Source organism: Rhizobium sp. GCM10022189, from assembly GCF_042656325.1.
Taxonomy (GTDB): Bacteria; Pseudomonadota; Alphaproteobacteria; order Rhizobiales; family Rhizobiaceae; genus Rhizobium.
Genome location: NZ_JBHSOR010000022.1, coordinates 1 through 11,169 on the forward strand (window position 1 = coordinate 1; position 11,169 = coordinate 11,169).

At 68.9% G+C, this 11,169-nt stretch carries 9 protein-coding genes; 2 read left to right on the top strand and 7 right to left on the bottom strand.

Annotated elements, in window-relative coordinates:
• Window positions 1–231: 231 nt before the first annotated feature.
• From ACFPWW_RS11850 to ACFPWW_RS11860, 3 genes are all read right to left on the bottom strand, one after another.
• The gene (locus tag ACFPWW_RS11850) at window positions 232–1,413 is read right to left on the bottom strand and encodes an MFS transporter (protein WP_377311776.1); all 1,182 of its coding nucleotides are present in this window, start codon (window positions 1,411–1,413) and stop codon (window positions 232–234) included.
• A gap of 129 nt (window positions 1,414–1,542) precedes the next feature.
• The gene (locus tag ACFPWW_RS11855) at window positions 1,543–2,538 is read right to left on the bottom strand and encodes an alpha/beta hydrolase (protein ID WP_377311777.1); all 996 of its coding nucleotides are present in this window, start codon (window positions 2,536–2,538) and stop codon (window positions 1,543–1,545) included.
• Window positions 2,539–2,686: 148 nt separating this feature from the next.
• Entirely contained in the window at window positions 2,687–5,485 is a 2,799-nt protein-coding gene (locus tag ACFPWW_RS11860; RefSeq protein WP_377311778.1) for an ATP-binding protein, read from the bottom strand.
• 211 nt (window positions 5,486–5,696) lie between these two features.
• Between ACFPWW_RS11860 and ACFPWW_RS11865 the strand changes: the two genes are divergently transcribed.
• A complete protein-coding gene (locus ACFPWW_RS11865) occupies window positions 5,697–6,935 on the top strand; it encodes an alpha-D-ribose 1-methylphosphonate 5-triphosphate diphosphatase (protein ID WP_377311779.1) in 1,239 nt (412 codons plus the stop codon).
• Between the two features lie 49 nt (window positions 6,936–6,984).
• On the opposite strand, the gene ACFPWW_RS11870 is transcribed toward ACFPWW_RS11865, so the two are convergent.
• From ACFPWW_RS11870 to ACFPWW_RS11885, 4 genes are all read right to left on the bottom strand, one after another.
• Window positions 6,985–7,434 carry a carboxymuconolactone decarboxylase family protein gene (locus tag ACFPWW_RS11870; protein WP_377311781.1) on the bottom strand — a complete coding sequence of 150 codons (450 nt, stop codon included), beginning with the start codon at window positions 7,432–7,434 and terminating at the stop codon, window positions 6,985–6,987.
• Between the two features lie 112 nt (window positions 7,435–7,546).
• Entirely contained in the window at window positions 7,547–8,584 is a 1,038-nt protein-coding gene (gene ada, locus ACFPWW_RS11875; protein ID WP_377311782.1) for a bifunctional DNA-binding transcriptional regulator/O6-methylguanine-DNA methyltransferase Ada, read from the bottom strand.
• Window positions 8,584–8,988 (bottom strand): YybH family protein, encoded by a 405-nt coding sequence (locus ACFPWW_RS11880; protein ID WP_113500703.1) that lies wholly within the window; start codon window positions 8,986–8,988, stop codon window positions 8,584–8,586. Before ACFPWW_RS11880 ends, ada begins: the two co-directional genes overlap by 1 nt.
• 183 nt (window positions 8,989–9,171) lie before the next feature.
• Window positions 9,172–9,699, bottom strand: coding sequence for a nuclear transport factor 2 family protein (locus ACFPWW_RS11885; protein ID WP_377311783.1), 528 nt, complete (start codon window positions 9,697–9,699; stop codon window positions 9,172–9,174).
• A gap of 172 nt (window positions 9,700–9,871) precedes the next feature.
• Here ACFPWW_RS11885 and ACFPWW_RS11890 point away from each other — a divergent pair, with 172 nt between their 5' ends.
• Window positions 9,872–10,831: a LysR family transcriptional regulator gene (locus ACFPWW_RS11890; RefSeq protein WP_377311785.1), complete on the top strand. Its 960-nt coding sequence runs from the start codon at window positions 9,872–9,874 to the stop codon at window positions 10,829–10,831.
• The last annotated feature ends 338 nt before the right edge of the window (window positions 10,832–11,169 follow it).

The window sequence follows — 11,169 nt, forward strand, 5'->3', positions numbered from 1 at the left end:
TCGGCTGCATGAAGCACTTTCGCCGTTTCGCAACGCGCTACGAACGCAGAACCATTCACTTCCAAGGCTTCGTCCATCTCGCCGCCGCAATGATGTGGATGGCTTGAATGTCGATCGGTCCTAGCCGTCTTGCGGCGTGAAGGCCCTCCGGCCGGAAACAGCGCGGCCCGCGGAAAAGGCGCCGGAATCAGCCCCGCCTTGTGCCGGGGCGCGATGCCGGGCGGCCCCCGGCTACCGGCCGAGGCTTTCCTCCGGCGCGCGCAGCGGCAGGAGCGAGAGCAGGGCGAGCGCGGTGAGCGCGGCGCCGGCGATCGCCAGCGGCCAGAGGCCGATGGAGATGAGGGGGGCGACGGCGGTGGTGCCGAGGGCGGCCGTGCCGAGGATGGCGGCCACGACGATTGCGGCGGCGCGGGAATGGTCGCCGCGGGCGGCCGATATGGCGCGGTGGAAGCCGACCGGGCCGCGGATGCCGAAGCCGAAATTGACGAGCGCCCAGAGCGGCACGAGCACGGACAGGCTGCTTGCGCCGGCAAGCGCATAGGCCGAGATCGCCGCGAAGGCGCAGGGCATGATCGCCGTGCCGGCGCGGATGGTGCGCAGCGTGCCGAACCTGGCCGCCGCCCAGGCGGAGGAATTGGCCGAGGCGATGAAGACCGCAATGCCGCTGACCTGCAGGATGACGAAAGCCTCGATGCCCCGGTCGAGCGGGCCGGTCAGCACCGCCGGCAGGCCGAAGACGAAGACCAGCAGGCCGCCGAGCGACAGGGCCTGGCTGAGCGCATAGCTCACGAATTCGCGGTTTTTCAGGATGGCGAGGTAGCTGTGATGCTCTTCCGTCTCCTGCCGGCGCGGGAAACGGTCCCGCTGCCAGAAGACGGCGGCGGCGATCAGCGCCGAAAAGACGGCGAGCAGCACGAAGGAAATCTCCCAGCCGCCGATCTCCAGCAGGTAGGCGCCGGCGATCGGGGCGAGCGCCGGCGCCAGCGATTCGATGGAGCCGAGCCGGCCCATGGCGGCGGCCGCCCTGTCCTGCGGGAAGAGGCCGTGGATGAAACCGGGGGCGAAGACGGCCGGGCCGGAGCCGAAGGCGCCTTGGGCGAAACGCAGGGCGATCAGCCATTCGATCGAGGGGGATTCGGCGGCGGCGAGCGAGGCCAGCCCGAAGAGGGCGAGCGACCAGATAAGCAGCTTGCGCGGATCGAAGCGCGCGCCGAGTTCGCCGAAGGTCAGGAGCCCGGCCAGCGTGCCGAAGGCATAGGCGGCAAGCACCAGCTGCGCGGTCTCCGCGCTGCCGCCGAGCTGGGCCGGCAGGCTGGGCACGGCCGGCAGCACGAGATCGGTCCCGGCAATGCCGAGAACGGTGCCGGCGGCAATGAGGAAGAACAGGGCTGACGGTCTTGCGGGCGCGGTCATCGGCCCTGGCTATCAGAGTCGCGGCCCGCGACCAATCGCCCCGCGCCGATGGCTGCCATTCAAAGATTTGATCCTTGCGGCGCCGGACGGGCGGCGCGGCGCCTGGGGTGCGCCGCGCCGCCGCAGGGCTCAGTGCGCCGCGGGCGCCAGATAGCGGCGCAGGTTGTCGTTGATCTGCTCGATCGCCGCTTCGGTGGAAGGCACGTTGCGGATCGCGTTCAGGAGCACGAAATCGTGGATCGTGCCGTTGTAGCGGGCAGCCGCCACGCTGACGCCCGCCTCCTTCAGCTTGCGCGCATAGGCCTCGCCCTCGTCGCGCAGCGGGTCGTTCTCGGCGGTGATGACGAGCGCCGGCGGCAGGCCCTTCAGCTGGTCGAGGCTGGCGCGCAGCGGCGAGACATAGGGGTTGTCGCGGGTCTTCGCGTCGGGCGCGTAGAGATCCCAGCCGTATTTCATGAAGGCGCGGGCGAGGAAGCGCTGCTCGCCATAGTCATGGTAGGAGCCGGTATCGACGCTGGCGTCCGTCGCCGGGATGAGAAGGGCCTGGAAGCTGATCTTCGGGCCGTTGCGGTCCTTGGCCATCAGCGCCAGCGCCGCCGCCATGTTGCCGCCCACCGAATTGCCGGCCACGGCGATGCGGCTGCCGTCGGCGCCGAATTCGCCGGCATGGGCCGCCACCCATTTCAGCGCGGCGTAGGACTGGTCGAGCTGGGTCGGGAAACGCGCCTCGGGAAGCGAGGTATATTCGACGAAGACGCCGACCTGGCCGGAGCCGACCACGAGGTCGCGCAGCAGCCGCTTGTGGTTGTCGAAATTGCCGACGATCCACACGCCGCCATGGATGAAGAGCAGCACGCCGGGTCTGCCGGTCACATGCTCGGGCTTCATGATGTAGAGCTTCACGCTCTGGCCGTCCTGGGTGATGGTCTGCTCGGTCGTGGTGACGCCGGACGTATCGACCGGCGTCATGTTCTGAAGCCCGGTCAGGATCTCCTGGGGCTTCGGCTGCGGCAGCTCCCAGAACGGGCTCGGGTCCTTGTTGATCTCGTTCAGGAAGGCGCGGACCTGGGGGTCTATGCGCGGGTCGGTGGCGGCGTCGGGGGCTGCCTGGGCGGGCTGAATCATGAGGGTTGCTCCGAGGCTGAGGGTTGCGAGTAGGGGCAAGAGTTTCACGGTCGTTTTCTCCGGGAAGGTTGCACGCAGCCCCATTGGTAGCGCCGGGCGCGGTGCCGCCGCTTCTGTCAAATGACCAGTCGAGTGACAGGTTGATCTATTACCCTTCGGGTGTCGCGGCGTCCGCCAGGATGGGGCGCAGGGCGGCGCGGGAGGTGACGCCGGTCTTGGCGAAGATGCGGTGCAGGTGGTAGCCGACCGTGCGGTGCGAGAGGTAGAGCCTTGCGCCGATTTCCTTGTTGGAGAGCCCTTCGGCGGCAAGCTCTGCGATATGCAGTTCCTGCGGCGTCAGGCTCTCCCAGACATATTCGGTCCGCCGCCGGCTCGTCTCGCCGGAAGCGCGCAGCTCCTCGCGGGCGCGCTCGCTCCAGGGCAGGGCGCTCAGCGCGTCGAAAATGTCGCGCGCCTCGCGCAGCGGCGCGCGCGCCTCGGCGGGCCGGCGCTGGCGGCGCAGCCAGGCGCCGTAGGCAAGCAGGATGCGCCCGCGCAGGAAGGGCCATCTGCGCGCCGGCGGGCCAAGGCCCTCGCGGTAGAAGCGCTCGGCATCGGCGGGGGCGGCCAGCAGCGCCCTGCCGTAGCACAGCATGGTCGCGACCCAGGGCACCGGCGCGGGGCCGGCAATATCGGCCATCTGCCCGATCACCGCCTGCGCCTCTTCGGCATGGCCGGAAATGACGGCGGCTTCGACGAAATCGGCAAGGCCGAAGAACTGGATGCCGGTATTGAAGGCGGGGTCGGCCGGCGCAAAAAGCCGGCGCAGGTGCTCGTAGGCCTCCCAGTGGCGGCCGGCGCCGATGGCGGCGATGCCGCGCGCCGTCTGCAGCATGGCGAGAAGGAAGCTCGCGCCGACGGAAACGACCAGCCGCTCGGCCTGCGCGGCATAGGCCTGCGACTGGTCGAGATTGCCCATCATGCCGGAAAGCCGCGCCTTGACGATCGTGGCGGCGGCCACCCACAGCGTGCCGCCCGTATCCTCGGCGAAGCGGACGGATTCTTCGGCCTCCCGCATGGCGCCCGTCCAGTCGCCCACCTCCATTTCCGCCCAGGCCTGGGCAAAGAGCACGCGGGCGAGATCGCCGAGCCGGCCCTGATCGCGCAGGGCGGCGGCCGAACGGGCAAGGAAGCTGACGCCGAGATCGAAGGCGCCGACGACATTGGCCGTGCTGCCGAGAATGCGGGCGGCGACCGGGTTGCCGCCGCCGGTGCCGGCAAGCTGGCGCAGCCGGGCGGCCGTTTCGCCGCCGAGCCGCAGCGGCTCCACATAGGCGGATATGGCGATCAGGCAGGGATCGGTCTCGGGCAGGGCGAGGCTGCCGGCCGCCGTCAGGACGCTGTTGCGCACCGCCGCGTCGGCATTGCTCCACCAGCAGCGCTGGGCCGCGCGCCAGAGCAGGTTGCCTGCCAGATCGGTCGCGCCGGCGGCGCTCGCCGTGGCGGCAAGGCCGACAAGGCTTGGGATCCTGGCGGGGTCGCTGACCATCGGCGGCTGGCCCATCTCGCGGCACCAGCCGATGCGCGCCGACGCGACGGGATCGGGCTCGCCGATATCGGCCTGGCGCAGCAGGCGCTCCAGAAGGTCCGGCTGGCCGAGATCGGCGGCAAGCTCGGCGGCGCGCAGGAAACGGTCGCTCCTCGCCTTGGGCGTGCCGCTGAGCGCCGCCGCCTTTTCGAGAACCTCGATCGCCATGGCGACGGCGCCCTTGCGCAGCGCGCGGCCGGCCATCGCGTCATATTCGCCGGCCAGTTCTTCGTCCGGCCCGATCGTCGCCGCCGCGCGATGCCACAGATGCCGGTCAAGCTCGGCCTCGACGATCACGGCAAGGGCGGCATGGATGCGCTGGCGCGTCGCCAGGTCCGCCGCCTGGTGCATGGCCGAGCGCACCAGCGGGTGGCGGAAGCGCAGCTCGCTTTCGTCCACGTCGATCAGCCTGGCGGCAACGGCGGGCGCGAGTGCTGCGACATCGGCGGCGGCACCGATCAGCGCCTGGCCGGCGCGCAGGATCTCGTGCAGCGAGGTCGTGTCGTTTTCGGCGGCCACGAAAAGCAGCATCCGTGTTGCGGCGGGAAGATCGGCAAGGCGGGCGGAGAAGGCGCGCTCCAGCCGGTCGGTCAACGGCAGCCATGTCGTATCGCGGATGTCGGCCGCCCGCCTGTCGCGCGGCAGTTCCATCAGGGCAAGCGGATTGCCGGCGGCCTCCTTCAGGAAGCGGCCGCGCAGCTCGGCCGGAAGGCCGGGCGCATGGGTATCCAGCAGGCGGCCGGCATCGGCCTCGCCGAGGCCGGAAAGCCGGAGCCGCAGGTTGGCCGCGTCGTCGAACAGGCGCTCGAAGCCGTCGCGCATGCCGACGAAGAGCAGTACGGGGTCGGAGGTGAGCCGGCGCGAGATGAAGGCCAGCACTTCGTAGGTCGCCTCGTCCAGCCACTGGGCGTCGTCGGCGATGAGGAGGATCGGCTTTTGTGCCGCACTTTCCGTCAGCAGCGAGAGGGCCGCGAGCGCCACCAGGAATATGTCGGGCGCGGCCGCGCCCTCATGCAGGCCGAAGGCCGAAAGCAGGGCCGAGCGCTGACGGGGCACCAGATTGGCCGCCTCCTTCATCAGCGGGCGCAGCGCCTGTTCCAGCGCGGCGAAGGGCAGGTGCACCTCGGCCAGAACGCCGGTCATGCTCAAGACCGTCAGGTCGCGCCCCCTGGCCCGGCGCCGTGCCTCGTCGAGAAGGGCGGATTTTCCGATCCCCGGTTCGCCGCTGACGACGAGCGTCGAGCCGCCGTGATCGATCCGGGCGATCAGGCTGGCGATCAGCTCCACGTCGCGATCGCGGCCCTGCAGCAGCGCGGGCAGGGGCGCGCCCTTGCCGCGCCTGCGCCGTGGCTGTCCCGTCCTGTCCGCCTGCCTTGCCATATCTTCCCCGCCGCTCGCCCGGTCCAAGCCTGCCACCGGCGGGCCTGTCCGTAAAGCGGATTGCGCCGCCCGTCTCCCGCTGCCGCAGGGGGCGAGGGGCAAATGCGGCCGAAACGGCAGGACGGTCGCAAATCTGTCATGCGGGCTGGTTAGAAGCGGCTCCCGCGGCCGATTCCGCCGCCGCGCCACTCCTTTTTCGGGAACGAGACCCATGCAGAACAATCCGGCAGTGATCATCGAGGGCGCCAGCGTGGTGTTCGGCGAGCGCCTGGAAATGGCCTCCGTGCGCATCGAGAACGGCCGGATCACCGGCATCGACGTCGCGCGCGACGGGGCAGACGTCGTCGACGGGCGCGGCCATCTGCTCGGCCCCGCTTTCGTGGATATTCACGGCGACGCCTTCGAGCGGCAGGTCATGCCGCGCCCCGGCACCATGCTGCCGGTGGCCGCCGCCCTGCTGGAGACCGACCGCCAGCTTGTCGCCAACGGCATTGCGACCGCCTATCACGCGCTGACGCTGAGCTGGGAGCCGGGGCTGCGCTCGGTCGAAACCGGCTATGCGATCGTGCGCGCGCTCGATGCGCTGGCGCCGCGGCTGACGGTGGACAACCGCGTGCAGCTGCGCTGGGAGACCTTCTGCTTCGAGGCGATCGACCTCATCCGCGAGGCGCTGGCCGGCCCGCGCCTGCCGTCCGTCGCCTTCAACGACCATACGTCGATGGTGATGCTGCATCCCTCGACGCCGCTGCAGGAGCGGCCCTTCGATCTCGACCCGGCCTTCCCGACGGTCGATCCGGAAACGCCGGCCTTCGCCGAGAAGATGGCCGAGCGCGCCAAGCGGGCAAAGATCCCGGTGGCCGACATGGTGGCGCTGGTGCGCGACATGTGGGCGCGTCGCCCGGACGTGCCCGATGCGATCGAGCAGGTGGCGGCGCTTGGAAAGGCTGCCGGCGCGCCGATGCTCTCGCATGACGACAGCCAGATCGAAACGCGCGATTTCTTCCGCGCCCGCGGGGCGCGCATCTCGGAATTCCCGATGAACCGGCGCGTGGCGCGGGCCGCCCGCGACGCCGGCGATTTCATCGTCTTCGGCGCGCCCAACGCTACGCGCGGCGGCAGCCATCTCGCCTCGATCGGCGCGGCCGACATGATCCGCGAAGGCCTCTGCGACATTCTCGCCTCGGATTATTATTACCCCGCCATGCTGCTCGGCCTCGCAAGGCTGAAGGCCGACGGCGTGGCGCCCCTGCACGCGCTCTGGCCGCTCGTCTCCGCCAACCCGGCCCGCGCCAGCGGCCTTTTCGACCGCGGCGCGATCGAGCCCGGCAAGCGGGCCGATCTCGTGCTGGTCGAATGGCCCGAAGGCTCCGCACCCGCCGTGCGCCGCACCTGGGTCGGCGGCCGCGAGGCCTACCGCGCCGCGCCCACGGGCGAGCCGGCGTTCGCCTGACGCGCCAATGGCGGGGCGGCATCGTCGCCTCGCCGTGGAGAAAGCCGGATCAAGCCGCCCTGGCGGCCACGGGAAGGCGGAACGGGGCGCCGAGGCGGTTGAAGGCGTTCATCGCCGCTATGGCGATCGTCAGATCGACGAGGTCCTTCGGGCCGAAGGCGGCGGCCGCCGCCGCATAGGCCGCATCGGAGGCGTGCGTTTCGCTGAGCCGCGTCACTTCCTCGGCCCAGGCGAGGGCGGCGCGCTCCCGGTCGGAGAACAGATGCGGGACTTCGTCCCATACCGGCACCAGGGCGATCCTGTCGACCGACATGGTCTTGCGCATATCGCGGCCGTGGGTGTCGATGCAATGGGCGCAGCCGTTGATCTGGGATACCCGGAGGAAGACAAGGTGGATCAGTTCTTCGGGCAGGCCCGTGTTCCTCGTCACGTAGTGATGCACGCCAAGCAATGCCTTTGCGCCATCAGGCGCGATTTCATACCAGTTCAGGCGGGCCATATGTTTGCCTTTCGTAAGGATGGGTCATGACGTCTCGTCGCCGGCGCCTGGCGCCGTCGGCAATTTGTGGCGACCTGCCGCAGAACAGGTCGGGGGCGCCCGGCGGCGCAGCCTATGTGGAAGCTTTCGTCGCCTGCGCGGCGGCGCATTCGCGCTCCAGCAGCACCCGTTTTCGTTCCAGCCCCCAGGTGTAGCCGAAGAACGTGCCGTCGCTCTTGACGACCCGGTGGCAGGGAATGGCGACCGCCAGGGGATTGGAGGCACAGGCGCTGGCAACCGCATTGACCGCCCGCGGGTGTCCGACCCGCCTTGCGATCTCGTCGTAGGAGACCGTGCTGCCGGCAGGCACCGATTGCAGCGCCTGCCATACGCGCCTCTGGAAGACCGTTCCGCGAATGTCGAGCGGCAGGTCGTTCGAAAGGTTCGGCGCTTCGACCAGGCCGACGACCTGGGCGACCGTGCGCTCGTAATCGGCATCGCCGCCGACCAGGGTGGCTTTCGGAAAACGATCCTGCAGGTCGCGCAGCAGCGCCTCCGGGTCGTCGCCGATGAGGATGGCGGCTATGCCTTTCAGGCTGGAGGCGATGACGATTGCCCCGAGCGAGGTCTGCCCGACGGCGAAAAGCAGCGTTTCCTGCGCTCCGCCATCCTTGAAATGGCGCGGCCTCATGCCGAGGGACTTGTTGGTGACGGCGTAGAACCGGCCGCTCGAACCATAGCCCGCGTCGTAGAAGGCCTCGGTCACGGGGCGTCCGCGCACCAGATTTTCCCGCACGTCCGCCGCCCGCTTCTGCTCCCGGTACGCGCGCGGCGTCAGGCCGGTATATTTGCGGAAAAGCCGGTGAAAATGGCCTTCGCTCACGCCGACCGCATGGGCGAGCGCCGATATCGAGGCGGGACTGTCGGCTTCCTCGATCAGCCGGCATGCTTCCGCGATGATCTCGCCGTTTCGCTGCTCGAAATTTCCTTCGTTCGGCCGGCAGCGGCGGCAGGGGCGAAATCCGGCCCGCTCGGCCTCCTCGGCGGATCGGAAGAGGCGCAGGTTCTCCGCGCGGGGCACGCGGGAGCCGCAGCTATTGCGGCAGTAGATGCCGGTGGTGACGACGCCGCGCCACGGGCCTTCGATGCAGGGATCCGCGCCCTGTGCCATCAGGGCCGGTCCCGGCGCTGCGAGCCGAACGGATTGTCGATCAGATAACGCCACAAGCCGTCGTCCCCCCGTCGCGCGATATCCGTTGCCGTTGCCACCATGTTGACCTCAGTACCATCGCGGGCGGTGCCGATATAGGACCAGTCGAGAATGAGAAGCGCCGTATCGGCCGCGACGAACAGGTGGCGCTGCGTGATCGACATTTGCAGGCCGAGAGAGAAATATTTCTCAAGTTCCGCTCCGATGGCCTCGCGGCCTTTGTGCTCGTGGCCCGCCGCATCGATAATCATGGCTTGCGGGTGGTAGAAGCCGAGCATCGTTTCGACGTCAAGGGAGTTGAGGTGGGCAAGCAAGGCCGGGACGATCGCCTCCGGTGTGGCCGCCAGCGCATAGTTCGGGTTCATGTCGTCTATCCTGTCTCATGTCGCCCGCCATCTGCGGGCAGGCCATGGATGGCACGGACGCCAGGACCGGAAACTCCGTTTTCTGATTTCAGATTCGTCTTTTGGCTCATGCCGGCGCATGGCGCTTCTGCGCCATGGCCGGGTTGCGCGGGGCGCAGGGCCGCTATCGGCCCGCCGCCCGCATCAGGAGGCCGCCCCGCGCGCCAGGGCCGCCGATTGCTGCAGCGTGATGGCGTGGCTGATCGGGTCGGCGTGGCGGTGGGCAAGGCGCCACTCGCCTTGCTCGCGCCGGTAGACGAGGGTGACGCGCAGCGCCCAGTCCTGCGCCGGCAGGCCGCCGACCTCCACATTGGCGCGCTCGATAACGGCAAGCGCCACCATGTCCGTGCCGGCATAGGCGGCGACCAGTTCCTGTTTCAGCACGCCGTTCCGGAAGAAGGTCTTCATGCCCTCCCAGGTCTTTTCGGTAAAACCCGCCTCGTGCGAGGGCGTGCCGCCGAAGGGCGACATGAGGGTGAAATCCTGCGTGCGCGGCACCAGCGCCCGGTAGGCATCGACTTCGCCGCGCAGCAGCGCGCCGTTGGCCTCTTCGGAAAGGCGGGCCAGCCGCTCGGCCGGGGGCATGTCGGCTCTGGCCTCGCGCAGGCCGGCGGCAAGGGAGGCAAGGCCGGTCGCGCCGGCGGCAAGAAGGGTTCGTCTGGACGGTGACATCGGGTGTTCCTCTGCTTGGGCGGGCCGCGCGAAAATCCTGCGCCTGCGGCCCCGCGTGTCTGGTTTGCGTGTCTGGTTTTCGTGTCCGGTCACGGGAGGCGGGCGTCGCGGCCGGGCTGCTTTCGGAATGCCAGTTTCCACTTGCTGAATCCAATGATATGATTTCAGCGATATGCTGAATGAAATTGATCTTTCCCGCGCCGATCTCAACCTGCTCGTGCTGTTCGAAGCGGTCATCGAGGAGGGCCATGTCGGGCGCGCCGCCGACCGGCTGAACATTTCGCCCTCCGCCGTCAGCCACGGGCTGCAGCGTCTGAGGCGCATGCTCAACGATCCGCTCTTCGTGCGCACGCCGAAGGGCGTGGTGGCGACGGCGCGGGCGCTGGAGCTTGCGCCGCCGGTGGCCGATATCCTTGCCAGGGTGCGCAGCGTGGTGGCGACGGCCGAGCCTTTCGATCCGGCCGGCTCCAGCCGCCGCTTCACGCTCGGCGCCCCCGACGGCGTTTCGGCCGTCTTCCTGTCGCCGCTGCTTTCCCTCATGGCAAAGGCTGCGCCGCGGGTCGCCATCAGCATCCGCCAGCTGCTGCCGGAACAGGGCGAGAGCGCGCCGGCGCGGGCCTGGCGCGGCGCCTTTGCCGAGCTGGAATCGCGCGCCATGGATATTGCCGTCATGCCGGCCGACGACATTCCGGCGCGGTTTCATTGCGTCACGCTCTACGAGGAGGATTTCGTCATCGCCATGCGCGCCGGCCACCCCTTTGCCGAGGCGCCGACGCTGGAGCGTTATGTCGGCATGCGGCACCTCGTCGTGTCGCTCGCCGGCGATCCGCACGGTTTCGTCGATACCGCGCTCGAACAGCATGGCCTGCGCCGGCGCATGGCGCTGACGGTGCCGAATTTCATGTTCGCGCTCGCCATTGCCGGCGAGAGCGACATGCTGGTCGCCGTGCCCCGCCGCTTCGCCGCCCTCTACGCCACCCGCTTCGGCCTCGTGACCGCGGACGCGCCGCTTGCCCTGCCACGCTTCCGCCTGAACGCCGTCGCCCCGCACGCCGCGATGATGGATGCCGGGCTCGGCTGGCTGTTTGGGATGTTGGTTGAGGCTTGTGGGGGGAGTGGGGGGGGTGAGTAGTGGGTAGTGAGTAGTGAGTAGTGAGTAGTGAGTAGTGGGTAGTGGGTAGGGAATAGCGAATAGTGAGTGGCGAGTAGTGAGTAGTGAGTAGTGAGTAGTGAGTAGTGAGTAGGGAATAGCGAATAGCGAGTGGCGAATAGGGAATGGGGAATGGGGAATGGGTTTCAGTGGGTCATGGACGGCTCCGCGGATTCCCTTTCTCCCCTGGGGGGGGGACTGTCAGGAATTCTGTGCGTGAGGCCGGTTCGTCATTGGTTGAAGAACCGTTCGCCGAAGACGACGGCGAATTGGGTTTTGGCCTCGAACCATTCGCGCGGCGGACGTTTCCAGTCTTCGGC

Excerpts from the sequence above, each read along its gene's own strand:
- ACFPWW_RS11850 (WP_377311776.1), bottom strand. The coding sequence starts at position 1,413 with ATGACCGCGCCCGCAAGACCGTCAGCCCTGTTCTTCCTCATTGCCGCC.
- ACFPWW_RS11885 (WP_377311783.1), bottom strand. The coding sequence starts at position 9,699 with ATGTCACCGTCCAGACGAACCCTTCTTGCCGCCGGCGCGACCGGCCTT.
- ACFPWW_RS11880 (WP_113500703.1), bottom strand. The coding sequence starts at position 8,988 with ATGAACCCGAACTATGCGCTGGCGGCCACACCGGAGGCGATCGTCCCG.
- ACFPWW_RS11890 (WP_377311785.1), top strand. The coding sequence starts at position 9,872 with ATGCTGAATGAAATTGATCTTTCCCGCGCCGATCTCAACCTGCTCGTG.
- ACFPWW_RS11860 (WP_377311778.1), bottom strand. The coding sequence starts at position 5,485 with ATGGCAAGGCAGGCGGACAGGACGGGACAGCCACGGCGCAGGCGCGGC.
- ACFPWW_RS11855 (WP_377311777.1), bottom strand. The coding sequence starts at position 2,538 with ATGATTCAGCCCGCCCAGGCAGCCCCCGACGCCGCCACCGACCCGCGC.
- ada (WP_377311782.1), bottom strand. The coding sequence starts at position 8,584 with ATGGCACAGGGCGCGGATCCCTGCATCGAAGGCCCGTGGCGCGGCGTC.
- ACFPWW_RS11865 (WP_377311779.1), top strand. The coding sequence starts at position 5,697 with ATGCAGAACAATCCGGCAGTGATCATCGAGGGCGCCAGCGTGGTGTTC.
- ACFPWW_RS11870 (WP_377311781.1), bottom strand. The coding sequence starts at position 7,434 with ATGGCCCGCCTGAACTGGTATGAAATCGCGCCTGATGGCGCAAAGGCA.